Annotated in this window: 28 protein-coding genes; 9 read left to right on the top strand and 19 right to left on the bottom strand. The window is 63.8% G+C overall.

The window, feature by feature from the left end:
• Positions 1-202: 202 nt before the first annotated feature.
• The 6 genes from livH (at position 203) to ACP691_RS10380 (ending at position 6,312) form a co-directional block, all read left to right on the top strand.
• Positions 203-1,126, top strand: a complete 924-nt coding sequence (gene livH / locus ACP691_RS10405) for a high-affinity branched-chain amino acid ABC transporter permease LivH (RefSeq protein ID WP_426149381.1) — start codon at positions 203-205, stop codon at positions 1,124-1,126.
• Positions 1,123-2,373, top strand: a complete 1,251-nt coding sequence (locus tag ACP691_RS10400) for a high-affinity branched-chain amino acid ABC transporter permease LivM (protein ID WP_426149380.1) — start codon at positions 1,123-1,125, stop codon at positions 2,371-2,373. Before livH ends, ACP691_RS10400 begins: the two co-directional genes overlap by 4 nt.
• A complete protein-coding gene (livG, locus tag ACP691_RS10395) occupies positions 2,370-3,137 on the top strand; it encodes a high-affinity branched-chain amino acid ABC transporter ATP-binding protein LivG (RefSeq protein WP_426149379.1) in 768 nt (255 codons plus the stop codon). The genes ACP691_RS10400 and livG overlap by 4 nt, the downstream gene beginning before the upstream one ends.
• Position 3,138: 1 nt before the next feature.
• Positions 3,139-3,840: an ABC transporter ATP-binding protein gene (locus tag ACP691_RS10390; protein WP_426149378.1), complete on the top strand. Its 702-nt coding sequence runs from the start codon at positions 3,139-3,141 to the stop codon at positions 3,838-3,840.
• Positions 3,841-3,940: 100 nt separating this feature from the next.
• Complete coding sequence (locus ACP691_RS10385) at positions 3,941-4,609, top strand: hypothetical protein (protein WP_426149377.1); 669 nt, start codon at positions 3,941-3,943, stop codon at positions 4,607-4,609.
• A 95-nt stretch (positions 4,610-4,704) separates the two neighbouring features.
• Positions 4,705-6,312 (top strand): NAD(P)/FAD-dependent oxidoreductase, encoded by a 1,608-nt coding sequence (locus ACP691_RS10380; protein WP_426149376.1) that lies wholly within the window; start codon positions 4,705-4,707, stop codon positions 6,310-6,312.
• Between the two features lie 4 nt (positions 6,313-6,316).
• On the opposite strand, the gene ACP691_RS10375 is transcribed toward ACP691_RS10380, so the two are convergent.
• Positions 6,317-7,408: a PLP-dependent cysteine synthase family protein gene (locus ACP691_RS10375; protein WP_426149375.1), complete on the bottom strand. Its 1,092-nt coding sequence runs from the start codon at positions 7,406-7,408 to the stop codon at positions 6,317-6,319.
• A gap of 200 nt (positions 7,409-7,608) precedes the next feature.
• Here ACP691_RS10375 and nhaA point away from each other — a divergent pair, with 200 nt between their 5' ends.
• The gene (gene nhaA / locus ACP691_RS10370) at positions 7,609-8,784 is read left to right on the top strand and encodes a Na+/H+ antiporter NhaA (protein WP_426149374.1); all 1,176 of its coding nucleotides are present in this window, start codon (positions 7,609-7,611) and stop codon (positions 8,782-8,784) included.
• 144 nt (positions 8,785-8,928) lie between these two features.
• Here the strand turns inward: nhaA and ACP691_RS10365 are convergent, their stop codons facing one another.
• The 5 genes from ACP691_RS10365 to dinG all read right to left on the bottom strand — a co-directional run bounded on the left by ACP691_RS10365 (position 8,929) and on the right by dinG (position 14,658).
• Complete coding sequence (locus tag ACP691_RS10365) at positions 8,929-9,393, bottom strand: glycine zipper 2TM domain-containing protein (protein WP_040260950.1); 465 nt, start codon at positions 9,391-9,393, stop codon at positions 8,929-8,931.
• A 95-nt stretch (positions 9,394-9,488) separates the two neighbouring features.
• Positions 9,489-10,136, bottom strand: a complete 648-nt coding sequence (gene pdxH / locus ACP691_RS10360; RefSeq protein ID WP_426149373.1) for a pyridoxamine 5'-phosphate oxidase — start codon at positions 10,134-10,136, stop codon at positions 9,489-9,491.
• 13 nt (positions 10,137-10,149) lie between these two features.
• Positions 10,150-11,172, bottom strand: a complete 1,023-nt coding sequence (locus ACP691_RS10355) for an OmpA family protein (RefSeq protein WP_426149372.1) — start codon at positions 11,170-11,172, stop codon at positions 10,150-10,152.
• A gap of 111 nt (positions 11,173-11,283) precedes the next feature.
• On the bottom strand, positions 11,284-12,429 hold the full coding sequence (locus tag ACP691_RS10350) for a serine hydrolase domain-containing protein (protein ID WP_426149371.1): 1,146 nt from the start codon (positions 12,427-12,429) through the stop codon (positions 11,284-11,286).
• Positions 12,430-12,513: 84 nt separating this feature from the next.
• The gene (gene dinG, locus ACP691_RS10345) at positions 12,514-14,658 is read right to left on the bottom strand and encodes an ATP-dependent DNA helicase DinG (RefSeq protein WP_426149370.1); all 2,145 of its coding nucleotides are present in this window, start codon (positions 14,656-14,658) and stop codon (positions 12,514-12,516) included.
• A 96-nt stretch (positions 14,659-14,754) separates the two neighbouring features.
• Between dinG and ACP691_RS10340 the strand changes: the two genes are divergently transcribed.
• On the top strand, positions 14,755-15,168 hold the full coding sequence (locus ACP691_RS10340) for a hypothetical protein (protein WP_426149369.1): 414 nt from the start codon (positions 14,755-14,757) through the stop codon (positions 15,166-15,168).
• 15 nt (positions 15,169-15,183) lie between these two features.
• Here the strand turns inward: ACP691_RS10340 and ACP691_RS10335 are convergent, their stop codons facing one another.
• Positions 15,184-15,822 carry a TetR/AcrR family transcriptional regulator gene (locus ACP691_RS10335; protein WP_426149368.1) on the bottom strand — a complete coding sequence of 213 codons (639 nt, stop codon included), beginning with the start codon at positions 15,820-15,822 and terminating at the stop codon, positions 15,184-15,186.
• 71 nt (positions 15,823-15,893) lie between these two features.
• Between ACP691_RS10335 and ACP691_RS10330 the strand changes: the two genes are divergently transcribed.
• Positions 15,894-17,024 carry an aminotransferase class V-fold PLP-dependent enzyme gene (locus tag ACP691_RS10330; RefSeq protein WP_426149367.1) on the top strand — a complete coding sequence of 377 codons (1,131 nt, stop codon included), beginning with the start codon at positions 15,894-15,896 and terminating at the stop codon, positions 17,022-17,024.
• Positions 17,025-17,246: 222 nt separating this feature from the next.
• Here the strand turns inward: ACP691_RS10330 and ACP691_RS10325 are convergent, their stop codons facing one another.
• The 12 genes from ACP691_RS10325 to rpmF all read right to left on the bottom strand — a co-directional run bounded on the left by ACP691_RS10325 (position 17,247) and on the right by rpmF (position 26,797).
• Positions 17,247-18,035, bottom strand: a complete 789-nt coding sequence (locus ACP691_RS10325; RefSeq protein ID WP_426149703.1) for a TatD family hydrolase — start codon at positions 18,033-18,035, stop codon at positions 17,247-17,249.
• Positions 18,036-18,059: 24 nt separating this feature from the next.
• Positions 18,060-18,416, bottom strand: coding sequence for a PilZ domain-containing protein (locus tag ACP691_RS10320; RefSeq protein ID WP_040260959.1), 357 nt, complete (start codon positions 18,414-18,416; stop codon positions 18,060-18,062).
• A gap of 30 nt (positions 18,417-18,446) precedes the next feature.
• Positions 18,447-19,442: a DNA polymerase III subunit delta' gene (locus ACP691_RS10315; protein WP_426149366.1), complete on the bottom strand. Its 996-nt coding sequence runs from the start codon at positions 19,440-19,442 to the stop codon at positions 18,447-18,449.
• Entirely contained in the window at positions 19,435-20,067 is a 633-nt protein-coding gene (gene tmk, locus ACP691_RS10310) for a dTMP kinase (RefSeq protein ID WP_426149365.1), read from the bottom strand. The genes ACP691_RS10315 and tmk overlap by 8 nt, the downstream gene beginning before the upstream one ends.
• Before the next feature lie 11 nt (positions 20,068-20,078).
• Positions 20,079-21,185: an endolytic transglycosylase MltG gene (gene mltG, locus ACP691_RS10305; protein ID WP_426149364.1), complete on the bottom strand. Its 1,107-nt coding sequence runs from the start codon at positions 21,183-21,185 to the stop codon at positions 20,079-20,081.
• A 2-nt stretch (positions 21,186-21,187) separates the two neighbouring features.
• The gene (pabC, locus tag ACP691_RS10300) at positions 21,188-22,003 is read right to left on the bottom strand and encodes an aminodeoxychorismate lyase (protein WP_426149702.1); all 816 of its coding nucleotides are present in this window, start codon (positions 22,001-22,003) and stop codon (positions 21,188-21,190) included.
• A complete protein-coding gene (gene fabF / locus ACP691_RS10295) occupies positions 22,003-23,247 on the bottom strand; it encodes a beta-ketoacyl-ACP synthase II (protein WP_426149363.1) in 1,245 nt (414 codons plus the stop codon). The genes pabC and fabF overlap by 1 nt, the downstream gene beginning before the upstream one ends.
• Before the next feature lie 111 nt (positions 23,248-23,358).
• Positions 23,359-23,595 (bottom strand): acyl carrier protein, encoded by a 237-nt coding sequence (gene acpP / locus ACP691_RS10290; protein WP_125463231.1) that lies wholly within the window; start codon positions 23,593-23,595, stop codon positions 23,359-23,361.
• Positions 23,596-23,787: 192 nt separating this feature from the next.
• Positions 23,788-24,528: a 3-oxoacyl-ACP reductase FabG gene (gene fabG / locus ACP691_RS10285; RefSeq protein WP_426149362.1), complete on the bottom strand. Its 741-nt coding sequence runs from the start codon at positions 24,526-24,528 to the stop codon at positions 23,788-23,790.
• Between the two features lie 16 nt (positions 24,529-24,544).
• Entirely contained in the window at positions 24,545-25,483 is a 939-nt protein-coding gene (gene fabD, locus ACP691_RS10280) for an ACP S-malonyltransferase (protein WP_426149361.1), read from the bottom strand.
• A 93-nt stretch (positions 25,484-25,576) separates the two neighbouring features.
• Positions 25,577-26,611, bottom strand: a complete 1,035-nt coding sequence (gene plsX, locus ACP691_RS10275) for a phosphate acyltransferase PlsX (protein ID WP_426149360.1) — start codon at positions 26,609-26,611, stop codon at positions 25,577-25,579.
• A gap of 3 nt (positions 26,612-26,614) precedes the next feature.
• On the bottom strand, positions 26,615-26,797 hold the full coding sequence (gene rpmF / locus ACP691_RS10270) for a 50S ribosomal protein L32 (protein ID WP_013791824.1): 183 nt from the start codon (positions 26,795-26,797) through the stop codon (positions 26,615-26,617).
• Positions 26,798-26,802 lie beyond the last annotated feature (5 nt).

Genomic DNA, 26,802 nt, shown 5'->3' with positions numbered 1-26,802 from the left:
GAAGCCCACTGCTGTCACGCAGTGGGCTTTGTTTTAAATGAGCACGAAGCCCAAGCCGCGATCCGGCGACGGCTTTCCCTGAAAATCTTAAAACCGTTACACGCGGTTCACCGGACCCGCCCAGGCCCAAGGCGCCCCGAGAGCGCCCACCCCGCCCGGCTCGCCGGAGAAATGCAGACAGGTTTTTAGGAGCGCGGCAAAAATGCCCGAGATTTTTCACTACCTGCAACAGCTGGTTAACGGCCTGACCGTTGGCAGCACCTATGCCTTGATCGCCATTGGCTACACCATGGTGTACGGCATCATCGGCATGATCAACTTCGCCCACGGCGAGGTTTACATGATCGGTTCCTACGTAGCCTTCATGGTGCTGGCGGGCCTTGCCATGATGGGCATCCACAGCCTGCCCCTACTGATGATCGCCGGTTTCGCCGCGGCTATCCTGGTCACCAGTGCCTATGGCTACAGCATCGAGCGTGTGGCTTACCGACCGTTGCGTAACAGCAACCGGCTCATACCGCTGATTTCCGCCATCGGTATGTCGATCTTCCTGCAGAACGCCGTGCAGCTTTCCCAAGGCTCCGGCAACTTTGCCATTCCGAACCTGCTACCGGGCAGCATCAGCTTCGGCCCCGGCGGCGCTGAGGAAGTCCTGATTTCCTACATGCAGATCCTGGTATTCGTGGTCACCGTGGCCACCATGTATGGGCTGACCCTGTTCATTTCTCGCTCCCGCATGGGTCGCGCCTGCCGCGCCTGCGCCGAAGACATGAAAATGGCCAGCCTGCTGGGCATCAATACCAACGGCGTGATTGCGCTGACGTTCGTGATCGGTGCAGCCCTGGCAGCGGTGGCAGCCATGCTGCTGAGCATGCAATACGGCGTCATCAACCCCAGCGCCGGCTTCCTGGTCGGCCTCAAGGCCTTCACATCGGCCGTGCTGGGTGGCATCGGCAGCATCCCGGGCGCCATGCTGGGCGGCCTCGTGCTGGGCGTGGCCGAGGCCTTCGGTGCTGACATTTTCGGTGATCAATACAAGGACGTGGTCGCGTTTGGCCTGCTGGTGTTGGTGCTGCTGTTCCGCCCCACCGGGATCCTGGGCCGTCCTGAGGTTGAAAAGGTATGAGCAAGTCGATCAAGACCGCGCTCTTCAGCGCGCTGCTGGTGTGGGCCGTGGCCTACCCGGTCTTTGGCCTGAAACTGGTGTTCGCCGGGGTCAACCTGCAAGTGCAGGGCGCCGACAGCACGACTATCCTTATCATTGCGTTGTGCTCCATTGCAATGTTCGTACGGGTATTGGTCGCCAGCAGGCGCGGCGGGCAGTCCGTTGAACGCCGGGCCTGGATACCTGCAAGCTTCAGCAACTGGCTTACCCTGCCAGGCACCCAACGCTGGGGGCTGGCCGCCTTGATCGTGCTGGCGTTCATCTGGCCTTTCTTCGGCTCCCGGGGCGCGGTGGATATCGCCACTCTGGTGCTGATCTACGTCATGCTCGGGCTGGGGCTCAATATCGTGGTCGGCCTGGCCGGCCTGCTGGACCTGGGCTACGTTGGTTTCTATGCCGTCGGTGCCTATAGCTATGCCCTGCTTTCCCACTACCTGGGGCTGAGCTTCTGGGAGTGCTTGCCGCTGGCGGGCCTGCTGGCCGCGCTCTTCGGCTTCGTGCTGGGTTTCCCGGTGCTGCGCCTGCGTGGAGACTATCTGGCCATCGTCACCCTGGGCTTCGGCGAGATCATCCGCATCTTCCTGCGCAACCTCACCAGCATCACCGGTGGGCCCAACGGTATCGGCAACATCGATAAGCCGACGCTATTCGGGCTCAGCTTCGAACGCCGCGCTGCCGACGGCGCGCAGACCTTCCACCAGTTCTTCGGCCTGGACTACAACGCCGCCGACAAGGTGATCTTCCTCTACCTGATCGCCCTGCTGCTGGCCCTCGCCGCCCTGTTCGTCATCAACCGCCTGCTACGCATGCCCATCGGCCGTGCCTGGGAGGCGCTGCGGGAAGACGAGATCGCTTGCCGCGCACTTGGCCTGAACCCTACGGTGATCAAGCTCTCGGCCTTCACCCTGGGTGCTGCCTTCGCGGGCTTCGCCGGCAGCTTCTTCGCCGCCCGCCAGGGCCTGGTGACTCCGGAGTCCTTCACCTTCATCGAGTCGGCGATCATTCTCGCCATCGTGGTGCTAGGCGGCATGGGCTCGCAGCTGGGCGTGATCCTGGCGGCGATCGTGATGATCCTGCTGCCTGAATTGATGCGCGAGTTCAGTGACTACCGCATGTTGATGTTCGGTGCCTTGATGGTGCTGATGATGGTATGGCGCCCGCAGGGCCTGCTGCCCATGCAACGTCCACACATGGAGCTGCGTCGATGAGCCGCGAAATTCTGCAAGTCAAGGACCTGTCGATGCGTTTCGGCGGTCTGCTGGCGGTCAACGGCGTGGCCCTGACCGTCAAGGAAAAACAGGTGGTGTCGTTGATCGGACCCAATGGCGCTGGCAAGACCACCGTATTCAACTGCCTGACCGGCTTCTATCGCCCGACCGGCGGTACCATCACGCTCGATGGCGAGCAGGTGCAAGGGCTTGCCGGCCATAAGATCGCCCGCAAGGGGGTGGTACGCACCTTCCAGAACGTGCGGCTGTTCAAGGACATGACCGCCATCGAGAACCTGCTGATCGCCCAGCATCGTCACTTGAACACGAACTTCCTGGCCGGCCTGTTCAAGACCCCGGCCTTCCGCCGCAGCGAGCGCGAGGCCATGGAATACGCCGAGCACTGGCTGGAGCGGGTGAACCTGCGTGACGTGGCCAACCGCCCGGCGGGCACGCTCGCCTATGGCCAGCAGCGTCGACTGGAGATCGCCCGCTGCATGATGACGCGCCCGCGCATCCTCATGCTGGACGAGCCCGCGGCCGGCCTGAACCCACGGGAAACCGAGGAACTCAAGGCCTTGATCGGCGTGCTGCGCGAGCAGTACAACGCCACCGTGCTGCTGATCGAGCATGACATGAAGCTGGTGATGACGATCTCCGACCATATCGTGGTGATCAACCAGGGCACGCCACTGGCCGACGGTACGCCCGAACAGATCCGGGACAACCCCGACGTGATCAAAGCCTACCTGGGGGAAGCCTGAGATGCTGCAGTTCGAAAACGTATCGACCTTCTACGGCAAGATCCAGGCGCTGCATGGCGTGAACGTGGAGATCCGGCAGGGTGAGATCGTCACCCTGATCGGTGCCAATGGCGCCGGGAAGTCCACGCTGCTCATGACCCTGTGCGGGGCGCCCCGTGCGCAATCCGGCAGCATTCGCTACCTGGGCGAGGAGCTGGTGGGCCTGGAACCGGCCCAGATCATGCGCAAGAGCATCGCTGTCGTGCCGGAAGGGCGTCGGGTCTTTGCCCGGCTCACGGTAGAGGAAAACCTCGCCATGGGGGGCTTCTTCACCGAGAAGGAGGACTACCAGGCTCAATTGGAGAAGGTGCTCGAGCTGTTTCCCCGGCTCAAGGAGCGCTTCAACCAGCGAGGCGGCACCATGTCCGGGGGTGAACAGCAGATGCTCGCCATCGGCCGCGCCCTGATGAGCAAGCCCAAGCTGCTCTTGCTGGACGAGCCTTCCCTGGGCCTGGCGCCTATCATCATCCAGCAGATCTTCGACATCATCGAGCAACTGCGTCGTGATGGCGTCACTGTCTTTCTGGTTGAGCAGAACGCCAACCAGGCCTTGAAGGTAGCCGACCGCGCCTATGTCTTGGAAAACGGCCGAGTGGTCATGGCCGGTAGCGGCCACGACTTGCTCACCGACCCGAAGGTGCGCGACGCCTACCTGGGGGGCTGACCCAGCGGCCCTGGGCGACCGGGGCTGACCGGCGGCAATGTCACCCATTCACTGCCTTGGCCGTGGTAACGTGGGCCCTCCCCTGTGTTGGAGGCCCACGATGCATCTGGTTCGCACGCTATCGCTCGCCACTTTCCTGCCGCTGTTCGCCGGTTGTCAGCTACTTGCCGGCCTTGGCAGCGATACCCCGTCAACCCTTTCCGGGCAGAGCCGCATGCAGGGCACGCTCAGCCAGAATGCTGGCCAATGGGTATTTACCCCCTGTGATTCGCCGCGCACCTTCGTCGTGGACGACCAAGGCCAAACGGGTATCGCCCAGGAGGCCGCCGGCCTGGCGACGGATGCCAGCGCCCTGTTCGCCGACCTGAAAGGCCGTTTCGACGGCAACAGCGTCGAAGGCAAGGCAGGCACACTGAACCTGCAAACCCTTTACCGGCTCGAGCGAGGCACCGCTGCCTGCGCGGACGCCAACTTCAAGCTCAGCGGCTACGTGGCCCAGGGGCCGGGCTGGAGCCTGCGCTCCAATGCACAGGGGATGAGGCTCGAGCGCGAAGGCCAGCCCGACCTGGCCGTGCCTTATGTGCAAGAGCAACTCCCTGGCGGCGGGACAAGCCTGACCAGTGAAGTGGATCACCAGCGCATCGAAGTCTGGCTCGCCCCCCAGCGTTGCATTGAGGCGTCCCGGGTCAGCTTCCTTAGCGCCGAATTGCGTATAGCGGACAAGGTGCAGCGCGGCTGTGGCTATCCAGGCGGCACCCAGGGAAACTGAGGCCGTCGGAGGGCCACTGCCGGGCGCCCCGGGAGCGGGTATAATGGCCGGCTTGCATCTGCGCCGCAGCATCGCGGCCGACCATTGGACCCCCCATGCTACGAATTACCGAACTCAAGCTTCCCCTGGATCACTCCGACGAGGCCTTGCGCCAGGCCATCGTCCAGCGCCTGGGCATCAGCGACCAAGACCTGCTGGATTTCAGCATTTTCAAACGCAGCTACGACGCCCGTAAAAAGAATACCGAGCTACTGTTCATCTACGCCGTGGACGTCGCCCTGGCCAACGAGGCCGTGGTGCTCGAGCGGTTTGCCGATGACCATAACCTCGGGCCTACGCCAGATATGGCCTATCGCTTCGTAGGACAGGCACCCAGCGAGGTCCCATCGCGCCCCTTGGTGGTCGGCTTCGGCCCCTGCGGCATCTTCGCCGCGCTGGTATTGGCACAGATGGGTTTCCGCCCGGTCGTGCTGGAGCGTGGCAAGGAAGTTCGCCAGCGCACCAAGGATACCTGGGGCCTGTGGCGCAAGGCGCAGCTCAACCCCGATTCCAACGTGCAGTTCGGCGAAGGCGGCGCGGGCACGTTCTCCGACGGCAAGCTCTACAGCCAGATCCGCGACCCACAGCATCACGGCCGCAAGGTATTGGAAGAGTTCGTCAAGGCCGGCGCGCCTGAAGAAATCCTGTACGTCAACAAACCCCACATTGGTACGTTCCGCCTTACCGGAATGGTGGAAAACATGCGGCAGCAAATCATCGCCCTGGGTGGGGAAATTCGTTTCGAGTCCAAGGTAACGGACCTGCTGATGGAGGATGGCCAGCTGCAAGGCGTGCAGCTGGCCAGTGGCGAACAACTCATGTCCCGGCATGTGGTACTGGCCCTGGGGCACAGCGCTCGGGACACCTTCCGCATGCTGCACGCCCGCGGCGTGTTCATGGAAGCCAAGCCATTCTCCATCGGATTCCGTATCGAACATCCCCAGTCGGTGATCGACAAGGCCCGCCTGGGCAAGTACGCCGGGCATCCAAAACTGGGCGCGGCGGACTACAAGCTGGTCTATCACGCCAGCAACGGGCGCTCCGTATACAGCTTCTGCATGTGCCCGGGCGGCACCGTGGTCGCCGCCACCAGCGAACCAGGGCGCGTGGTCACCAATGGCATGAGCCAGTATTCACGCAACGAGCGCAACGCCAACTCGGGCCTGGTGGTCGGCATCTCGCCGGAACAGGATTACCCTGGCGGCCCGCTGGCAGGTATCGAACTGCAGGAAAAGCTCGAATCGGCCGCCTACCTCCTGGGCGGCAGCAATTACCAGGCACCCGGGCAGTTGGTGGGCGATTTCATCGCCGGACGCGCCACCACTGCCCTGGGCTCGGTAGAACCGTCCTATAAGCCTGGCGTTACCCTGGTGGACCTGGCGCCTTCCCTGCCAGCCTTCGCCATCGAAGCCATCCGTGAAGCGCTACCGGCCTTCGATCGCCAGATCAAGGGCTACAGCATGCACGACGCGGTGCTCACGGGCATCGAGACTCGAACATCCTCGCCGCTGCGTATCACCCGGGACGACAGCTTCCAGAGCTTGAACCTCAAAGGCCTTTTCCCGGCGGGGGAAGGCGCTGGCTATGCCGGCGGCATTCTTTCCGCTGGCGTGGATGGCATCCGCGTGGCTGAGGCCGTGGCCAAGAGCCTGCTAGGGCTCTGAGGCCTCAGCTACGATGCGCCAGCACAGAGGCCGGCAGTTCGACGCCCTGTTCGACACAGCGGCGGATGTCCAACAGCGAGGGCTCGAGGTCGAAGCCATTGCCCTGGAGCCACGACCGGTCATAGTAGGTGCTCAGGTAACGCTCGCCGCTGTCGCACAGCAAGGTCACGATCGAACCGTGGCGGCCTTCCTCGCGCATGGTGGTGGCAGCGGCCAGGGCACCGACCAGGTTGGTCCCGCTGGACGCTCCAACCCGGCGACCGAGGCGGCCGCTGACATAATGCATGGCGGCCAGTGACAGGACGTCTGGCACCTTGATCATGGCGTCGATCACCCCCGGCATGAACGAGGGCTCCACACGCGGGCGGCCGATCCCCTCGATACGCGAGCCATGGGCCAGGGTAAGCCCGCGGTCCCCACCGCGGTAGGCGTCGAAGAACACCGAGCGCTCGGCATCGGCGCAGAGCACGCGGCTGCGGTGCTGGCGGTAGCGCACGTAGCGTCCAAGGGTAGCGACCGTTCCGCCCGTTCCAGGACTGGACACCAGCCAATCCGGCTCGGGATGTCGTTCCAGACGCATCTGGTGGAAGATGGACTCGGCGATATTGTTGTTCGCCCGCCAATCCGTCGCCCGTTCGGCATAAAGAAACTGGTCCATGAAATGCCCGCCGGTGCGCTCGGCCAAGGCCAGCGAGGCAGCATGGATCTGCGTGGGATCGTCCACCAGATGGCTCTGTCCGCCATAGAAGGCGATCTGTTCTATCTTCACCTGGGACGTGGACGCGGGCATGACCGCGATGAAAGGCAGGCCCAGCAAGCGCGCGAAGTAGGCCTCGGAAATCGCGGTAGAACCGCTCGACGCCTCGATGACAGGCTTGCCTGGCTTGAGCCATCCGTTACAGAGCGCGTAGAGAAACAGCGAGCGGGCGAGCCGGTGCTTCAGGCTTCCAGTGGGGTGGCTGGACTCATCCTTGAAGTACAGGTCGATACCTGGGAAACCTGGCAACGCAAAGGGAATCAGGTGTGTGTCGGCGCTACGCTGGAAATCAGCCTCGATAAGGCGAATGGCGTCCAGTGCCCAATGGCGGTCGGTCATGCTGAGCCCTTCAAGAACGGAGCCGCGGCCTTGGGGCTGCGCTCGGACATATTCGGAAATTGAATGGTGAAGATTCTGGAAACGCCCGGCTGGCGCGGGCTTGGCCGTTTTCCAAAGGTTATGAGCTTATACTTTTTGTTTGTCTGGCGGCCAGCACGGGTTAGGGTACCGCCTCCTTCATTTTCTAGCCCGGAGGGCCCATGTCCGTACGCCCGTCACTGCGCAAGTTCTTCGCCATGGAGGCCACGGGCGGCCTGCTATTGATACTGGCGGCGGTGATCGCGCTCATCGTCAACAATTCCGCGGCATCGTCCTGGTATCGGGAATTGCTGGAGACACCGGTGTGGTTGCGCATCGGCTCGCTGGAACTGGCCAAGCCCCTGCTGCTCTGGATAAACGATGGCCTCATGGCGCTGTTCTTCCTGCTCATCGGCCTGGAGGTGAAGCGTGAAATGCTGCAGGGCCATTTGGCCAAGCCCGCGCAAGTGATCCTACCTGGCGCGGCGGCGGTGGGTGGGATGATCTTGCCGGCGCTGATCTACTGGAGCCTGAACCGTCACGACCCAGCGGCGGTGAGCGGATGGGCCATTCCCACGGCGACGGATATCGCATTCGCGCTCGGTGTGCTGGCCTTGCTGGGCAAGCGTGTGCCCGCCTCGTTGAAGCTGTTTCTGATGACGTTGGCGATCATCGATGACCTGGGCGCCATCATGATCATCGCACTTTTCTATTCCGCAGCCTTGTCCGGCGCGGCCCTGGCTGGCGCGCTCGCCTGCCTGGCCGCACTGCTGGGCCTCAACCGCGGCGGCGTGCGCCATCTGGCACCCTACCTGGTCATCGGCCTGGTGCTCTGGGTCTGCGTTCTCAAAAGCGGTGTGCATGCCACCCTTGCAGGGGTGGCCCTGGCCATGTTCATTCCGTTGCGGGCAGGCGCTGCGCCGGCTACTCCGCCCCTGTTGCGCCTGGAGCATGCACTCCACCCCTGGGTCGCGTTCTGCATCGTGCCTTTGTTCGCTTTCGCCAACGCGGGGGTGTCCTTGACCGGCATGAGCCTGGACAGCTTCACCCACTCGGTGCCGCTGGGTATCACCCTGGGGTTGTTGGCGGGCAAGACGCTGGGCGTGTTCGGGCTGACCTGGCTAGCCGTCAGATGCGGGCTGGCCGCGCTCCCCGCAGGGGCGAACTGGGCGCAGCTGCTGGGGGTCGCGGTGCTCTGTGGCATCGGCTTCACCATGAGCATCTTCGTCGGCTCGCTGGCCTTCGACCCGGCGAGCAGCCCTTACGCGGGCCAGGATCGCATGGGCATTCTGGTGGGGTCTTTCCTGGCCGCGATCATCGGCTATCTGATCATGAAGGTCGCGTCGCGCCGGGGCTAGCCCAAGCTGGCGCAGTGGAGGGAGCCAGCGGAGCTGGCGAATGTTCAGCTCGATGCCATTCGCTAACGCCTGCCAGCACCCCTTCCCTGGCGCCGCGCCTTACTGAAGGGTCGGGCTGTCGAGATCGAACCGCCCTTCCCTGGCTTAGTGACTGACGCGGCTGGTGCCGTCGACGGTCATGATGCGTACACGCTCGCCGACACGGAACACTTCGTTTTCCTGTACCTGCTGAACGTAGGCGCGGGTGCTGCCGTCGTCTTCACGAACGGTGATCTCCACGCCCTGGGCGCGAGTGATGCCTTCTTCGGTCGCCGAGCCCAGCAGGCCGCCAGCCACGGCACCGATGACCGCCGCCACCAGGCTGCCACGGCCGCCGCCCACGGAGCTGCCGGCCACGCCGCCCACCACAGCGCCAGCCCCGGCGCCGATAGGCGTCTTGGTGCCTTCGATTTTTACCGGGCGCAGGGATTCGATGGTGCCCATGCGTACGGTCTGGACACGGCGAGCTTCGTCACGGGAATAGGTATCGCCGGTAAGGCTGGATGCACAGCCGCTGAGCAATACGGTAAGGGCAGTGAAACAACTGGCAAGAACAACAGAATTGCGCATGAATCTAGCTCCGTAGGACAGACAGCAATTAGACGCCGCCACCGGAAGGGTGTCACGAAACCGCGCGATTTTGAAGTATTCCCGGGCAGGGCCGATCAGGGGGCCAGGCGGCAGCGCTCCCAGCGCCCTTGATGCAGCCGGTAGTCCAGACGGTCATGCAGGCGGCTGGAACGCCCTTGCCAGAACTCGATACGGTCGGGCACCAGGCGATACCCGCCCCAGTGGTCCGGGCAACTGGGAGGCGTGTCGCCAAAACGTTCATGCGTAGCCGCCAGCAGTGCCTCCAGCTCTGCGCGATCGGCGATCGGCCTGCTTTGCGGAGACGCCCACGCACCGATACGGCTCCCAAGCGGTCGCACCTGGTAATAGGCCTCGGATTCCGCCGCGCTGACCTTCAGGGCTCGCCCTTCGATCCGCACCTGGCGTTCGAGGGTAGGCCAGAAGAACGTCATGGCCGCGAACGCATTAAGGGCCAGATGCTGGCCCTTGGCGCTCTCGTAGTTGGTAAAAAAGGTGAAGCCCTGCTCATCCATTCCCTTGAGCAGCAACACCCGACAATGGGGCCGGCCTTCGCTGTCTACCGTGGCCAGGGACATGGCGTTGGCCTCGACCGGCAATTGCTCGGTCTCGACAGCTTCGCCGAACCATTGCCGGAACAGCTCGAAAGGGCTCGCTGGGGCCTGACTTTCACTCAGGCCGTCGCGGGTGTAGTCGCGGCGCATGTCCGCCAGGGATTTGCTCATGGCCGCGGCTCGCTCAGTTCTTGGCCTGCTGGTCGGCAACGGCTTTCTTGGCCGTGGTCACCTTCTTGACCGGGGTAGCCTTTTTCTTGGCAGTGGTCGCGGCAGGCTTGGCGCTGCCCTTCTTGCCACTGGCGGTTTTCTTGGCCGGGGCGGCCGGCGCGGCCTTTGGCGCGTCCGGCACAGCCTTCACGTCTTGCAGCGCGACTATGGCGGCTGCGACGGGCGTCGGCTGGTCATACTTGGCCATCAGCGTGGCCATGCCGCTTTCAGGCGTGACCAGCATTTCCACGCGACGGTTGAGGGCGCGGCCCGCCGGGCTGTCATTGGCCGCGCGCGGCACCACCGCGCCCAGGCCACGGGTGCTCAGGCGGTTACGCTGCAGGCCGCTGAGACGGAAAATGGCCGCGACAGACTGGGCTCGTTCCAGGCTCACCTTCTTGTTCACATCCGCCGTGCCCGAGCTGTCGGCGTGGCCGAGAATCAGCACGGAGGTCTTCGAATCATTTTCCAGGGCCTTGGCCACGTTGGTGATGGGTGCCAGGGACACGGGCAACAACATGGCGGGGCGGTCCGGGTTGAAGGAGCCATCGACCGGGGCGGTGACCACCAGCATGTCTTCGTGACGCTCCAGCTGGAACTTGCTGCCCTTGATCGCTTCCCGCAGCTTGGGCTCATAGGCATCCAGCCATGCCTTGGTCACCTGCGGGTCCACCTTGGCGGCGGCGGCGATCGCCGCGGGGGGCGCGCCCTTACCCGCGGCCGCCTGGGCAGGCGCGGCCTTGTTGTCACCGCCGAACGGCCACCACCAGTGTCCCTCGCTGGCGGCCTTGGCGTCCGAGGCGGCTTCAGCCTTGGCGACGCGATCCTGCACGGCCTGCTCTACGCTGTCATCCTTGACCACTTCAGCGGTAGCGTCCTTACCCTTACCAAAGGGCCACCAGCTCGCACCGGCGTCACCAGTGTTGTCCTGCGAGGTATGGGCGCAGCCGGTGATGGCCAGGCACAGGGCAAAAGCGAGAGTCTTCTTGGCGTACATGATCGGTCCGGAAATTTGGTGTCAATAAACTGGGTTAAAAAACCCACATAAATCGTTGATTGGATGGTAGAACATTCCGCGTCTGCTGGGATACCGTCGGTCGCATCGCATTCACATGCATTGCGCTACTGCCGTGGCCAGGCGCTGGGCACGCGGGTCCATCAGGATATATGGCCCCAATGTATGGGTAACGAAGCCGAAGGCCACGCCCCGTTGCGGGTCGGCGAAGCCTACAGAGCCGCCCGCTCCAGGATGGCCGAAGGCATAGGGCCCCAGACCGAAGGTAGCGTTGGCCAGGCCCGGTTGATCGAGCATGCAGCCCAGGCCGAAGCGCGTCGGCGTCAGCAGGGTCAAGTCCTCACCCTGGCTATGCTCCCGGGTAAGTTCGGCAAGCCACTCGCTGTCGAGCAGGCTGCCTTCGAGCAGCCCCTGATAGAAGCCGGCCAGGCTGCGTGCGTTGCCGTGACCATTGGCGGCGGGCTGTTCCATCCGCCGCCACTCCGGCTTGTTGGTGCTGGTGAGGATGGACGGCGGATTGGTGAAGGCTCGGGTCGGCATGGCTTCGGGCTCACGCAGAGTGACCTGCAACAGCCGCTGGGCGGCCGCGTCACCGGGGTTGCCTTTGCCTCGGGCTACATGGGCCACCCGGTGGAACTCGCTATCGGCCAGGCCGATATGGAAATCCAGCTGCAAGGGCCGCGCGACCCGCTCGACAATGGCGCGTCCAGGGCTACGCCCGTCCACTCGGCGGATCAGCTCACCCAGCAGCCAGCCATAGGTAATGGCAGCGTAGCCATGGGCGGTGCCAGGCTCCCACCAGGGCGCTTCGGCAGCCAGGGCGCGAGTCATGGCGTTCCAATCGTACAATGCCTCGGCTGGCAGCAGTTCACGCAGCGCCGGCAACCCAGCACGATGGCAGAGCAACTGACGCACCGTGATGGCACCTTTGCCATTGCTGGCGAACTCCGGCCAATAGTCGGCTACTGGCTTGTCCAGGCCAAGCTTGCCTTCGGCTGCCAATTGAAGCACCGCCACCGCGGTGAATGTCTTGGTACAGGAAAAGAGGTTGACCAGGGTATCGCCATGCCAAGCCTCGCTGCGGTCCTTGTCGCTGGTGCCGGCCCAGAGGTCGATCACGGTTTCGCCGTTCACCTGAACGCAAAGCGCGGCCCCACGCTCCTGATGGTCTTCGAACAGCGCGGCGAAGGCTTCGCGCACGGGCTCGAATTCCAGCGAATAATGGCCGTTGATCAGCACGGGAGGCTCCGAGAAAGGCAGGAATCTGAATGCTGCGCATTGTTTCAGCGATTCAAGCCTTTGGGAAGCGCCCTCGAGTCAACACTAGGCTATCTCCCGGCGGAATGGTGGCAATGCATCGAGAATGGCCTTGCCATACCGTTGAGTGACTACGCGGCGATCCAGCAGGGTGATCATGCCCCGGTCCTGCTCGGTTCGCAGCAACCGGCCGCAGGCCTGGATCAGGCGCAGGGAAGCATCGGGCACGGCGATCTCCATGAAGGGGTTGCCGCCGCGTGCTTCGATCCATTCGGCCAGGGCCGCTTCCACGGGGTCGTCGGGTACCGCGAAGGGAATCTTGGCGATGACTACGTGCTCACAGTAGGCGCCAGGCAAATCCACGCCTTCGGCGAAACTGGCCAGGCCGAAAAGCACGCTGCTCTCGCCGCCGTCCACCCGCGCCTTGTGCTTGTTCAAGGTTTCCTGCTTTGACAGGTTGCCCTGGATGAACACCTGGCGCCGCCACTCCCGGTCCAGGCCGTCGAACACATCCTGCATTTGCCGCCGCGAGGAAAACAGCACGAGCGAGCCCCGAGAGCCCTCCACCAGCCCGGGCAGCTCCCGGATGATCGCGGCGGTATGGGCCGCCGCGTCTCGCGGGTCCGCCCGCAGGTCCGGCACGCGAAGGAGCCCGGCGTCGGCATGGTGGAAGGGGCTCGGCACCACGGCGGTGACCGCGTCCCGTGGCAGGCCCGCGCGCATGCGGAAGCGATCGAAACGCCCCAGGGCCGTCAGGGTGGCGGATGTCACCAGGGCGCCGAAGGCGACGCTCCAGAGGTTGCGACGTAGCATTTCCGCCGCCAGGATGGGGCTGGCGTTCACCTCCAGGTCATGGAACGAGCCGGCTTCCACCAGGGTCAGCCAACGGGCCATGGGCGGGCTGCCTTCCGGATCTTCGGCGGTGAAGGCCACCCACAGTTCCCAACTGCCCTGGGCCCTGGCCAGCAGGCTGCCGAACAAGGGGTACCACTCCTCCGCCTGATGACTGGCGATGCCGATATTCACCTCGCCTTCCATCCCTTCCTTGAGCAACTCCGCCAGCCGGGTGTACAGGTCCGTCAGGCGGGCGAAGCCTTTTTTCAGCTCCAGCCCCATCTCGCGGATATGCTCGGGCACCACGCCGCCGACGAAGCGATGGCGCGGGCGTTCGCGGCCTTCCATGTCTTCACCGGGGCGAAAGTCCGCCAACTGCTCGCACGCGCCGAACATGAACTGTAGTTGCGCCTTGAGCTCGCGGGCCAGCTCAGGCACCTGCTCGATGAGTTTGCCCAGGTCTCCAGGCAGAGGATGTTGCGCCAGCAGCTTGGTCAGGTTGCGCGCCGTCTGCTCCAGCCAGTCGGCGGTGGAACGCAATCGGGTGAAATGGGCGAAGTGGCCGATAGCCTTGTCGGGTAGGTGATGGCCTTCGTCGAACACGTAGAGCGTGTCCTTCGGGTCTGGCAATACCGCGCCACCGCCAAGGGCCAGGTCCGCCAGGACCATGTCGTGGTTGGTGACGATCACGTCTACCTTGCCCATGCCTTCCCGGGCCTTGAAGAAGGTGCACTGCTGGAAATTGGGGCAGTGCCGGTTGGTGCACTGGCTATGATCAGTGGTCAGGCGCGACCATACCGGATCCTCCAGGGCTTCCGGCCAGCTGTCCCGGTCACCGTCCCAACGGTTGCCCGCCAGTTTTTCTATCATCCTGGTGAACAGCTTGAGGCTGGCCTCGTCCACGTCGATGGAAAAGCCTTCGTCCTCGAACAGCTGGGCAGTGGCGTTCTGCGCCTGGCCCTCCTGCAGCAGGGCGTCGAGCTTGGACAGGCACAGGTAGCGGCCGCGCCCCTTGGCCAGGGCGAAGCTGAAGTTCAGCCCGGCGTTGCGCATGATATCGGGCAGGTCCTTATGGACGATCTGCTCTTGCAGGGCAACGGTGGCCGTGGCGATGACCAGCCGCTTGCCGGCCGCCTTGGCGGCGGGAATGGCAGCGAGGCTGTAGGCAACCGTCTTGCCGGTACCGGTGCCCGCTTCCACGGCCACCACGGCGGGCTCGCCCAGGCGACGGCCTTCTTCATCCACGGGCACGGCGCCGAGGGCCTTGGCCACTTCGGCGATCATCAGCCGCTGGCCATAGCGAGCCTTCAAGCCCTTGGCCTCGAGAAAGCGGCTGTAGGCGCCCTGGATAGTGGATTTCAATTCAGTGCTGAGCATGGGTACGCGCGGCCCGGAGGGCTGTATGGATTATCAGTATTTCGAGGAAGGAGGCTATCATACCCGCTATTGCCCAGGCCGCCGACCCAAACCCCGATGAACTCCACAACTTTTCTTTTCAACAGCCAGATCGCCCTGGCCATGGCGAGCGCCCTTGGCTGCGCGGCGCTACTGTATGCCGCCTGCCGCTCGGGCCACGAAGCGGCCCTTCGTCGCGCTTGCATCCTGGCTGGGCTCGCGCTGGCTCTGACCGTCGGGTGTCTGGTGATCTGGTTCCGCGCCCGTTTTCCCGGCCTGGAAACCGCGCCGCGTCCCGTTCAGTGGCAACTGGGCGCTACCCTGGGCGCGGGCGCGCTCTGGGCCCGGGTGACCCTCGCGCGATTGCCGGAAATAGCCAACGCTCAGGTTGCCACAAGGGCCGGCCATACGCGGATCATGCGCTGGCAGTTGTCCGTTGCGGCGGCACTGTTGGCCCTGGGCAGCGCCCTGGGGATCAGCACGTCGGCATAGGCGCCTGGGGAAAGATCAGGCGCCCCCGCTATCACCCTCGCGCTTGCGCCTGTTGCCCATGCGCACACCGATGTCCATCAGAAACTGGAAGAAGCCCTCCTGATCTTCCAGCACGCTGCTCCAGAACGGCGAGTGATACAGGGCCACCGCGCCGTGGACAAGCGCCCATGAGGCACAGTAGTGGAAATAAGGAGGCACGTCTTCGAGCTTGCCCTCATCGATGCGCCCCTTGATCAGTTGGGTGAGGCGATCGAAGTTCGAGGCACGGATGCTGTGCAGCTCGCTGACCATGTCGGGCACCTGGCTGCCCTTGACCACCTTCTCCTCGAGCCGGTCGAACAGGCGGTAGCGCTGCGGGTCGCGCATGCGGAACTCGAAATACGCGCGGGACAGGGCCTCCTTGTCGCGATCCACGTCCGCTGACTGGAGCAGGCTATTGAGGTCGCGCTCGTAGTCGAGCATCAACCGCAAGTAGATCTCGGCCTTGGATTTGAAATGCTTGTAGATGGTCCCTTTGCCGATGCCCACCGCATCGGCGATCATCTCCACCGTAACGCTGTCCTCGCCCTGTTCAAGGAACAGCTTGAGCGCCGTGTCGAGGATTTCCTGTTCCCTTCGGCGGAATTCGCGGACCTTTCGAGGTTCTTTCTGCATACACGGACCGGGGGCTGAATCGAAGCGGGTATTATGCCTATATGGCGTCAAATTGCACGGATCATCCATTTATGTCCAGGTTCAGCGACGAATTTCCCCAGGCCGAGGGCCTTGTTTATCTCAACCACGCGGCAGTTTCGCCCTGGCCCCGTCGCAGCGCCGAGGCGGTTGCCCGTTTCGCCCAGGAAAACGTCCAACAGGGTGCCCGCCACTACCCGGCCTGGCTGACTGTGGAGCAACGCCTGCGCGAACGTTTGTCCCGGCTGCTCAACGCCCCTTCAACCGATGACATCGCCTTGGTGAAGAATACGTCCGAGGCGCTGTCCTTCGTGGCGTTCGGGTTGGATTGGGCTGACGGCGACGAGGTTGTCATCAGCGCCGAGGAATTTCCTTCCAACCGCATCGTCTGGGAGGCGCTCGCGCCCCAGGGCGTACGGGTGGTCAAGGTCGACCTCAACCAGCCTGATCCAGAAGCCGCCTTGCTCGCGGCCTGTGGTCCGCGCACCCGACTGCTGGCGATCAGCGCCGTGCAATATGCCAGTGGCCTGAAAATGGACCTGCCGCGGCTCGGCCGTGGCTGCCAGGAACTGGATGTGCTCTTTTGCGTCGATGCCATCCAGCAGCTCGGAGCCGCGCCTTTCGACGTGCAGGCCTACGAATGCGATTTCGCCATGGCCGATGGCCATAAATGGATGCTTGGCCCGGAAGGTCTTGGCGTTTTCTATTGCCGGGCCGAGCTACGCCCGCGTCTGCGGCTGCAGGAGTATGGCTGGCACATGGTGCAGCATATGGGCGACTACAGCCGTAACAGCTGGGCGCCGGCCGAAAGCGCCCGGCGCTTCGAATGCGGCAGCCCGAACATCCTTGGCACCATGGCGCTGGAGGCAAGCCTTGGCCTGCTGGAGGAAGTCGGAATGGAAAACGTGCAGTCCGCCATTCAACAACGGATCGATCAGCTGATCGCCGGCATCGAAGCCCTGCCTGGCGCGCGCATTCACTCGCCCCGGGCAGCGCAGCAGCGGGCTGGCATCTTTTCCTTCAGCCTGGAAGGCAAGGACAGCATTGCCCTGCAGCAACGACTCATGGCCGAAGGCGTGATCTGTATTCCTCGCGGAAAGGGAGTGCGTTTCTCGCCCCATTTCTATACCAGTGAGCAAACGGTCGACCGGGCTCTGTCGATAGTGCGGCGTTTGAGCGCTTGAGGTGTCAAGGGAGAGGCTTTTCATTCCAAATTTGTTTAAAAAATGATCACCAGCCGGTGGACGAGGGCTAAAGCTCGCCGATACTAAAGATGTTGGCGCCCCTACCCCCCATAGGGTACGCCGATAAAGGTGTCGACGGACCGCGCACCTTTGTTTTACTCCTAATGGTCTTGACCCGGATTCCCCCCCAGAACCCGGGTTTTTTTTGCCCGGCTGGCGCCGTTACGCTGAGCGCGCTCGGGAGAGTGGAAACAGCCGACGGAAGTTTTCGGTGGTCTGAGCGGCCAGTTCCGTGAATGGCACGCCGCGCAGATCCGCCAGGAAGGCGGCTACTTCATACACATACTGGGGAAGGTTGGGCTTGCCCCGGTAGGGAATGGGCGCCATGTAAGGCGAGTCCGTTTCCACCAGCAGCCGATCCGCCGGGATCTTGCGAGCCACCTCTCGCAACGCCTCCGCGTTGCGGAAGGTAACGATGCCGGACAGGGAAATGTAGAAGCCCAGGTCAAGGGCCGCCTCGGCCATTGCCCAGTCTTCCGTGAAGCAGTGCAGTACGCCGGCCTGGGGCAACGCCGCGGCTTTTAGCAGGGCCAGGGTGTCTGCCTGGGCCGCACGCGTATGGATGATCACCGGCTTGCCCGTGACCCTGGCAGCTTCCAGATGCAACTGGAAGGAAGCCTTCTGAACCTCGGCGGTGTCCGGTTCGTAGTGGTAATCCAGGCCGGTCTCGCCGATAGCTACCACATGGGGGTAGTCCAGCTCGCCGAGCAACCACTGCAAGTCTGGTATGCCCGTGGGCGCCACGTCCAATGGATGAATGCCCACCGAGCAATCCACGTCCGAGTAGCGGCTGGCCAGGTTGCGCACCGCCTCGGCATTCTCGGCGCTCACGCCAATGCAGAGGAAGTGCCCCACGCCTCGCGCGCGGGCAGCATCGAGGGCTGCCTCCAACGAGCCGTTGTGGGCGCTGAGGTCAAGACGGTCAAGGTGGCAATGGGAATCGACAAGCAGGGGAACACAGGCAGTCATGGGCATCTACATGGTATGGGTGGGGCGGTCTGACTTGAGCGCGCCGGCAAGGTAGGTTTCAATCTTGTTGCGCGCGGTATCGTCCCCCTCGTTGAACTGTACCCCTACACCGGCCGCTCGGTTTCCCTGAGCGCCACGGGGAGTGATCCAGACGACCTTGCCAGCTACAGGGATCTTTTCGGGTTCATCCATCAGGTTGAGCAACATGAACAGCTCGTCGCCCAGGTGATAGCTTTTAGCCGTGGGAATGAACAGGCCGCCATTCTTGATGAACGGCATGTACGCGGCATACAGCACCGCCTTGTCCTTGATCGTCAGAGAAAGTATGCCGCTGCGCGGCCCGGAAGCGGTGGGCTGGTTCATGGTGATTCCTTACTACGAGCAAACCTGCACTCACGCCTGGCCGGTCAAGCCCAGCCAGGAGACGAGTAAGGTTTCGAGTAGCAATACACGGTTGAGGTTCGCCTTGGTCAACACCTTCTGGCGATGTTGAAGCAACCAATCCTGAATGGCCACTACTTTGCCAGTTGGTGCTTTCTGGGCGAGATATTGCAGTACCTTGTGCATGTCGCTCAAGCCCAGGCCTTCCGGATCCTGGGTCAGCTGATAGCGCAGGATACGCTGGGACCAGTCACAGAACCAGTCGAGCAGCCAGATCAGGGGAACGCCATTCCAGCTTTCGGCCAACTGCGTAGGGCTTTGCTGCTGCTTGAGCAAACGCTTTATCCCTTCTACCACCAGGGCGCGCTGGTCGAGCACGGACTGCTCCTGCAGCTGTACCGCGGCCAGGGGTGAACCCGCCGCCAAGGCAAGCAACTGCTGGCGCGCTTGCGCGCTTACATCCGGCAAGCGATCGGCAAGCCACTCATTGGCCTGGCTCGGGCTCGGCAATGGGCACGGCTGCTGGACGCAACGGCTGCGAATGGTCGGTAGCAAGCGGCTGGGCTGATGGCTGACCAGCAACATAACCGTATCGCCAGAGGGCTCCTCGAGGCTCTTGAGCAGCGCGTTGGCCGCGTTCAGATTCAAGGCCTCCACCGGCTCCACCAGTACCACCTTCCGCCCTCCTAGCTGGGCGGTCTGGGCGACGAAATCCACCAGGCGCCTGACCTGGTCCACAAGAATCGCCTTGTCTGCTTCCTCGGGCTGAAGCAGGAAGCTGTCCGGATGGCTCCCGGCGGCCAACAAGCGGCAGCCTTTGCACTCACCACAGGCGCTGCGCGCCTGCCCGTCCTTCGGTGAATGACAGAGCAGCAAGGCCCCAAGACTTTCGGCCAGGGCGCGCTTGCCAATGCCCGAAGGCCCTTGCAACAAATACGCGTGGGCGTGTTCCCGACGGCCGCTGAGCTGAGCCCAGAGCGCAGCCTGCCAGGCGTAGAGCTCAGCCACGGGCGCGCTCCAGCCAACGCGGCAAGCCTGCCAGCAGGCGGTTTTGGACCTCGGCCAGGGACTGGCTGGCGTCGATGACTTCATAACGCTGTGGGTCAGCCTTGGCTCGGGCCAGGTAGGCCTGGCGCACCGCTTCGAAGAAGCCTTGCCCCTCGCGCTCGAAGCGATCCAGCTGCCCGCGTGCCGCCGCCCTGGCCAGGCCCACTTCAACCGGCAGGTCGAACACCAGGGTCAGGTCAGGGCGCAACGGCCCTTGGACGAAGGCCTCCAGCTCCGCGATGCGGGCCAGCGGTACGCCACGGCCGCCGCCTTGGTAGGCGTAGGTAGCATCGGTAAAACGATCGCACAACACGATGGCGCCGCGCTCCAGGGCAGGCCGTATCACCTGCTCCAGGTGCTGGGCGCGGGCGGCGAACATCAGCAACAATTCAGTATCCACGGCCATGGACTCGTCGCTGGGTGCCAGTAATAGCTCGCGGATCCGTTCGGCCAGGGGCGTGCCACCTGGTTCGCGGGTGAGCTGGACCTCCAGCCCGGCGGCACGCAAGTGCGCGGCGAGGAACTCGCGGTTGGTGCTTTTTCCGGCCCCTTCCGGGCCCTCCAAGGTGATGAACAAACCGCTCAAGCAGACATTCCTCATGGTTGTGACGGAGCCTCGGCAGGCGTTTCCGGGGCCGGTTGCCCCTGACCGTCGGAATCGGTCGAGGGCAATGGCGCTGGGCTGGAGCGGTAATCGGCTCGGCGCTTGAGCTGATACTGGCGCACGGCCTGGTTGTGCGCCTCGATATCATCGGAGAACACATGGCTGCCATCGCCCTTGGCAACGAAATACAAGCTGCTGCCTTCGGTCGGATTGAGCGCGGCATGGATCGCCTCGCGCCCGGCCAGGGCAATCGGCGTCGGCGGCAGGCCGGGATTCAGGTAAGTGTTGTACGGGCTGGGCTCGCGCAGGTCGGCGCGAGTGATACGACCGGTATAGCGCTCGCCCATGCCGTAGATCACGGTCGGGTCCGTTTGCAGCAGCATGCCGGCGGCGAGGCGGCGTACGAAGACACCGGCGATCTCCCCGCGCTCTTGGGGTACGCCGGTTTCCTTTTCCACCAGCGAGGCCATGATCAGAGCCTGATAAGGGTCGCTGTAGGGCAGGCCTTGCGCCCGGTTCTGCCATTCCTGGGCGAGCACCGTCTCCAGGCGGGTAAACGCCAGCTCCAGGAGTTGGGCATCGGTCATCCCCTTGACGTAGCGATAGGTATCCGGGAAGAACCGCCCTTCCGGCACCACCCCGGGATGGCCCAGCTTTTCCATCACCTGTTCGTCGCTGAGCCCGGTGAGGGTTTGCTTGAGCTTTTCCTGGCGCGCCAGCAGCGCGCGTGCCTGGTGGAAAGTCCAGCCCTCCACCAGGGTCAGGCTGTACTGCACCACCTCGCCACGCTGCCACAGGCCGAGCAGTTCACGTACCTTGGTATCGGGGCCGACCCGGTATTCCCCGGCATGCAGCGGCTGGCCATCCAGATTGAAGCGCCAGTACAGCCGCGCCCAGAACGCGCCACTGAGTGCGCCCTGCTCTTCCAGCCGATTGAGCATGCCCCCCGGCGACGCGCCTTGGGGAACATCGATCAACTGCTCGCCAGGCAGGGTCAGTGGCTGGTCCAACACTGCCTGTACCCGCCAGACGGCCAGGCCGATGGCTATGCCCGCAAGGATCACCAGGGTTTCAAGTAGCAGCAGAAATTTGCGTAGCACTATCAGGTATCCACAAGTTCGCGGGCGATCTGCTGGAGTTTACGGGTGCGCGGCCCTACCGGCCAGCTCAGCCCGCCGCAACGGCGCACCGGCCAGATACCATAGAGGCTATTGCACATGAACACTTCGCTGGCCTCCCCGAGTCTTGTCAGGGACACGTCCTCGACCGCGACAGGCTCGCCCTCGGCGGCGCACAGGGCCAGCAGCTCGGCACGCAGCGTACCCGCTACTCCACAACGGCGCAGGTCCGGGGTGAGCAAGCGCTTTTCATGCACTAGGAAGAGGTTGCTGAACACACCTTCGATGACCCGGCCCTGGGTATCGAGCATCAGGCCCTCGGCGTACTCCGGGCTCTGCCACTCGGCGCGGGCCAACACCTGTTCCAGCCTGTTCAGATGCTTGAGGCCTGCCAGGGCGGGTTGCAGCGCCAGCGGTGTGCGACACGGGAAGATCGCGACGCCCTCCTGCTGCCGCTGCGCTGGGTAGTCCGGCCAGGGCCCCCCCTGGAGGATGCGCCTGGGCGCGGTGGCGTCATCCGCCGCATAGCCGCGCGGGCTGTCGCCCCGGGTGAGGATAAGCTTGAGCACACCCTTGCCCAGCCTCAGAGCATAGACCCGCAGCTCATCGCGGATGACCGCTTCGTCGTAGGCCAACCCCAGCCGTTGGCATCCCAGGGCCAGGCGAGCCAGGTGGCGCTCCAGCAGGCTGGGCCGGCCGCCGCGCACACCGATGGTTTCGAACAGCCCGTCACCATAGGCCAGGCCGCGATTGGCCAGGTTTATGTCGGACGCCGGCTGGCCATCGACCCAGGGTTCCATCACTCGGCGAACCGGCGGAATACCAGGGAGCCGTTGGTACCACCAAAGCCGAACGAGTTCGACAACACCACATCGATCGGCATCTTGCGTGCCTCATGGGGCACGAAGTCCAGGTCACAGTCTTCGTCGGGCTCGTCCAAGTTGATGGTGGGTGGCGCCACCTGATCGCGGATCGCCAGGACGCTGAAGATGGCTTCCACCGCGCCCGCGGCGCCCAGCAGATGGCCAACCATGGATTTGGTGGAGCTCACCGCCAGCTTGTGGGCATGCTCCCCGAAGACTGTCTTGATCGCGCGTACTTCGGCCAGGTCACCCGCCGAGGTCGAGGTTCCATGGGCATTGATGTACTGAACGGCTTCCGGCGCCAGGCCGGCATCCTTCAGGGCATTGGCCATGCAGCGGGCGGCGCCGGCGCCATCCTCGGGTGGCGAGGTCATGTGGAAGGCATCGCCACTGGTGCCGAAGCCCACCAACTCGGCATAGATCCGTGCGCCACGGGCCCGGGCGTGTTCCAGTTCCTCGAGCACCAGGGCGCCTGCGCCATCGGACAGCACGAAGCCATCGCGGCCCTTGTCCCAGGGACGGCTGGCCCGGGTAGGCTCGTCGTTGCGCGTGGACAATGCCCGTGCCGCGCCGAAGCCACCCATGCCGAGGCCGCAGGCAGCCATCTCGGCACCGCCGGCGATCATCACGTCCGCTTCGCCATAGGCGATGTTGCGCGCGGCCATGCCAATGCAATGGGTGCCCGTGGTGCATGCCGTGGAGATGGCATAGTTCGGCCCCTGGATGCCCAGGTGGATGGACAGAAAGCCTGAGATCATGTTGATGATCGAGCCCGGCACGAAGAAGGGCGATATCCGCCGTGGCCCCTGGTCATGCAAGGTGCGGCTGGTGTCTTCGATGTTGGTGAGGCCACCGATGCCGGAACCCATGGCCACGCCGATGCGTTCACGGTTGCCGTCGGTGATGTCCAGCCCGGCATCGCGCACGGCCTGAAAGCCGGCGGCGAGGCCGTACTGGATGAAAAGATCGAGCTTGCGCGCTTCTTTCGGTGCAAGGTATTGAGCTACATCGAAACCCTTGACCGAACCGCCAAAACGGGTGGAAAACGCTGAGAGGTCCGTATGCTCGATAGGACCGATGCCGCTTTGGCCGGCCAGAATGCCTTGCCAGGTGCTCGGCACGTCCACGCCCAATGGCGACAGCATGCCCATTCCAGTGACCACGACGCGTCTACGCGACACAGGGTTCTCCTTCAATACTTTGTTTCACCTTCTTGCCTCATTTAATGAAAAAACCGCACGCCCACGAAGGCAGTGCGGTTTTCCCAAGACAAGAAGCGTCGAGTGCGACAATCAGCCCTGATGGGCGTTGACGTAGTCGATGGCTGCCTGAACGGTGGTGATCTTCTCGGCTTCTTCGTCTGGAATTTCGGTTTCGAATTCTTCTTCGAGGGCCATTACCAGCTCGACGGTGTCAAGAGAATCGGCACCCAGGTCTTCAACGAAGCTCGACTCGTTTTTGACTTCTTCTTCTTTCACGCCCAGTTGCTCGGCAACGATTTTCTTGACGCGTTCTTCGATGGTGCTCATACCTAGTTTTCACTCCTAGTGGATAGTCTGGCAACTGGCCGGTGTGTAAGTTTATAGGAAGGGGACCGCATTTCAAGCTGAATGCGCCCCCGCTGAACACCGGCCAGCGACCTCGATAATCGGATGCAGCTTTATAACGGATTTTCGGGCGCTATGTATGACATTTTTTCCGCCACGCCCGATTGAGCTGGATCACATGTACATGCCGCCGTTGACCGGAACGGTCGCGCCAGTGACATAAGCGGCGCCCTCGGAAGCCAGGAAACCCACCACCTTGGCGATTTCCTCGGCCTGGCCCAGGCGGCCCAGAGGGATCTGGCTCAGCAGCCCCTCACGCTGCGCTTCCGGCAGCTCGCGGGTCATGTCCGTGTCGATGAACCCTGGGGTCACCGAATTGACGGTGATCCCGCGCGAGCCCACTTCACGCGCCAGGGCGCGGCTGAACCCTTCCAGGCCAGCCTTTGCCGCGGCGTAGTTTACTTGGCCGGCGTTGCCCATGGCACCCACCACCGAGCCGATACTGATGATACGGCCCCAGCGTGCCTTGGTCATGCCCCGCAGAACCGCCTTGGACAGCCGGTACAGGCTGTTCAGGTTGGTGTCGATGACATCGAACCATTCATCGTCCTTCATGCGCAGCATCAGGTTGTCACGGGTGATGCCGGCGTTGTTGACCAGAATCGCAGGCGCGCCGAAGCGCTCGGTGATGCTGGCCAGGGCCGCGGCCACGGACGCGTCATCGCAGACGTTCAGCTCCAGGCCGATACCGTCGATGCCGTGCTCCTTGAGGGTGGCGCTGATGCGCTCGGCCCCGGAAGCGCTGGTTGCGGTACCGACCACAACCGCGCCCTGGCGGCCCAGTTCCAGGGCAATCGCCTGGCCGATGCCACGACTCGCACCGGTCACCAGTGCCACTTTACCTTGCAGGCTCATGCCAGCTTCTCCTGTATCAAGCCAGGGCCGCGCGGGCGGCGGCCATGGCATCGGGGGTATCCAGATTGAAGGTTTCGATGCCATCGGCGCAGCGCTTGTTCAGCCCCGACAGCACCTTGCCCGGGCCGCACTCCACCAGCTGCCGCGCGCCTTGCTGTGCCAGCAGGGCGACGGATTCGACCCAGCGCACCGGCATGTACAGCTGCGCCAGCAGGTTCTGTTTCAGATCCTGGAGGTTGGCCGGCACCGTGGCGGTGACGTTCTGCACCAGGGCAATGTTCGGCAGTTGCCAGTCGATGGCCTCGATGGACTGGGCGAAACGCTCGGCCGCCGGCTTCATCAGCGCGCAGTGGGAGGGCACACTGACCGGCAATGGCAGGGCGCGCTTGGCGCCGCGGGCCTTGCAGGCTTCGATGGCGCGGTTGACCGCCTCGGCGCTGCCGGCGATGACCACTTGTCCCGGAGAGTTGAAGTTCACCGCGCTGACCACTTCGCCCGCGGCTGCCTCGGCGCAAGCCGCGATCACGTCTTCGTCCTTGAGACCCAGAATGGCGGCCATGCCGCCCTGCCCTGCCGGCACGGCTTCCTGCATGAGCTGACCGCGTCGCTCGACCAGGCGAACCGCGTCGGCCAGGCCGACGCTGCCGGCTGCTACCAGCGCGCTGTATTCACCAAGACTATGCCCTGCCACGTAGGCTGGCGTAGCGCCGCCTTCGGCCTGCCACAGGCGCCAGAGGGCCACGGATGCCGCAAGAATGGCCGGCTGAGTCTTGTCGGTGCGGTTCAGCGTCTCGGCCGGCCCTTGCTGGGTCAAGGCCCAGAGGTCATAACCAAGGGCGTCGGACGCTTCCTTGAAGGTCTCGCCGATCAGAGAGTGTCGCGCAGCCTGGTCGGCCAACATGCCAACCGTCTGGGAACCTTGCCCCGGAAAGACGAATGCGAGGGATGCAGACATTGATGCGCCCTTATTGATGCTGTGGTCGAAAGTGTTCCAGGCCACGGCATGGAACGATAAACCCAGAGTTGGATGATAGTGGGAACCGGCCGGTCACATTCTACCCTCGCCAGCCTGCCCCGGCGCACTCCAGGCCGCCAGCCCTGTGGCGAGCTGGCGTGGCAGGTCATCCTGCACCTGGCGACGGGCACGCTCGATGGCCGCGCGCAAGCCCTCGACCCCCGCGGCGCCATGGCTTTTCACCACTATCCCTTGCAGGCCCAGGAAGCTTGCGCCGTTGTGACGGGCCGGCACCAACTCTTCACGCAGCCGCCTCAGCAAGGGCAAGGCCACGGCGCCAGCAAGGCGCGTAGCCCAGGTGGCGTTGAACTGAGCCTCGATGCGCTCGCCGATCATGCTGGCCAAACCTTCGCTGGCCTTGAGCAGCACATTGCCCACGAAGCCATCGCATACCACCACGTCAGCTTCGCCGCGATAAAGCCCGTCGCCTTCCACGAAACCCACATAGTTGAGCCCGCTGTCCTGCAGCAAGGCCGCAGCGGCACGAACCTGCTGGTTGCCCTTGATGTCTTCGGTGCCCACGTTGAGCAGGGCCACCCGGGGTCGGTCCACGCCCTGGGCCTGGGCCAACACCGCGCCCATCCGGGCGAACTGGTGCAGATGCTCGGCGTCGCAATCCACGTTGGCGCCAAGGTCCAGCAACTGGCAATGGCCGGAGCGGGTCGGTATGGCCGCGACCATGGCGGGACGATCCACTCCCGGAAGCGTCTTGAGCACGTGGCGCGACAATGCCATCAACGCCCCGGTGTTGCCCGCGCTTACCACGGCCTGCACCCTGTCGTCACGCAGGGCTTGCAGCGCGACGCGCATGGAGGCGTCCGGCTTGCCTCGCAAGGCCTGGGACGGCTTGTCGGTCATGGCGATGACTTCGCTGGCGGGAAGAATCTGCAGGCGCGCGCGATCGACGCCAGGGTAGGCGGCAAGCAGGCTTTCAAGAAGTTGAGGTTGGCCGACCAGGGCCAGGTACAGCGAGGGGTGTTCGGACAGGCAGGCCACACAGGCCTGAACAATGCCGCGGGGACCGAAGTCCCCGCCCATTGCGTCGATCGCGATGATCTGAGCGGACAAGGATTACTCGTCAGCGCCCTTGTCGATCACCTTACGGCCACGGTAAACGCCTTCTGGCGAAACGTGGTGGCGCAGGTGAACTTCACCGGTGCTCTTTTCAACGGACAGCGCATTGGCCTCGAGGGCGTCGTGGGAACGGCGCATGTCGCGGGCAGAGCGGGATTTTTTGTTCTGCTGAACAGCCATAACTG

Source organism: Pseudomonas sp. DC3200b2, from assembly GCF_049895785.1.
In the GTDB taxonomy this organism is placed as follows: Bacteria; Pseudomonadota; Gammaproteobacteria; order Pseudomonadales; family Pseudomonadaceae; genus Aquipseudomonas; species Aquipseudomonas massiliensis.
Note: the sequence above shows the minus strand (reverse complement) of the source record. Positions and strands in the feature narration are given on the sequence as shown.

Coding starts and splice junctions, on each gene's coding strand:
- pabC (WP_426149702.1), bottom strand. CDS start 22,003: ATGGAACCCTGGGTCGATGGCCAGCCGGCGTCCGACATAAACCTGGCC.
- ACP691_RS10385 (WP_426149377.1), top strand. CDS start 3,941: ATGCATCTGGTTCGCACGCTATCGCTCGCCACTTTCCTGCCGCTGTTC.
- ACP691_RS10365 (WP_040260950.1), bottom strand. CDS start 9,393: ATGCGCAATTCTGTTGTTCTTGCCAGTTGTTTCACTGCCCTTACCGTA.
- ACP691_RS10390 (WP_426149378.1), top strand. CDS start 3,139: ATGCTGCAGTTCGAAAACGTATCGACCTTCTACGGCAAGATCCAGGCG.
- ACP691_RS10400 (WP_426149380.1), top strand. CDS start 1,123: ATGAGCAAGTCGATCAAGACCGCGCTCTTCAGCGCGCTGCTGGTGTGG.
- pdxH (WP_426149373.1), bottom strand. CDS start 10,136: ATGAGCAAATCCCTGGCGGACATGCGCCGCGACTACACCCGCGACGGC.
- livG (WP_426149379.1), top strand. CDS start 2,370: ATGAGCCGCGAAATTCTGCAAGTCAAGGACCTGTCGATGCGTTTCGGC.
- ACP691_RS10320 (WP_040260959.1), bottom strand. CDS start 18,416: ATGAACCAGCCCACCGCTTCCGGGCCGCGCAGCGGCATACTTTCTCTG.
- ACP691_RS10335 (WP_426149368.1), bottom strand. CDS start 15,822: ATGCAGAAAGAACCTCGAAAGGTCCGCGAATTCCGCCGAAGGGAACAG.
- ACP691_RS10375 (WP_426149375.1), bottom strand. CDS start 7,408: ATGACCGACCGCCATTGGGCACTGGACGCCATTCGCCTTATCGAGGCT.
- ACP691_RS10380 (WP_426149376.1), top strand. CDS start 4,705: ATGCTACGAATTACCGAACTCAAGCTTCCCCTGGATCACTCCGACGAG.
- nhaA (WP_426149374.1), top strand. CDS start 7,609: ATGTCCGTACGCCCGTCACTGCGCAAGTTCTTCGCCATGGAGGCCACG.
- dinG (WP_426149370.1), bottom strand. CDS start 14,658: ATGCTCAGCACTGAATTGAAATCCACTATCCAGGGCGCCTACAGCCGC.
- livH (WP_426149381.1), top strand. CDS start 203: ATGCCCGAGATTTTTCACTACCTGCAACAGCTGGTTAACGGCCTGACC.
- ACP691_RS10355 (WP_426149372.1), bottom strand. CDS start 11,172: ATGTACGCCAAGAAGACTCTCGCTTTTGCCCTGTGCCTGGCCATCACC.
- ACP691_RS10330 (WP_426149367.1), top strand. CDS start 15,894: ATGTCCAGGTTCAGCGACGAATTTCCCCAGGCCGAGGGCCTTGTTTAT.
- acpP (WP_125463231.1), bottom strand. CDS start 23,595: ATGAGCACCATCGAAGAACGCGTCAAGAAAATCGTTGCCGAGCAACTG.
- fabG (WP_426149362.1), bottom strand. CDS start 24,528: ATGAGCCTGCAAGGTAAAGTGGCACTGGTGACCGGTGCGAGTCGTGGC.
- rpmF (WP_013791824.1), bottom strand. CDS start 26,797: ATGGCTGTTCAGCAGAACAAAAAATCCCGCTCTGCCCGCGACATGCGC.
- fabD (WP_426149361.1), bottom strand. CDS start 25,483: ATGTCTGCATCCCTCGCATTCGTCTTTCCGGGGCAAGGTTCCCAGACG.
- ACP691_RS10340 (WP_426149369.1), top strand. CDS start 14,755: ATGAACTCCACAACTTTTCTTTTCAACAGCCAGATCGCCCTGGCCATG.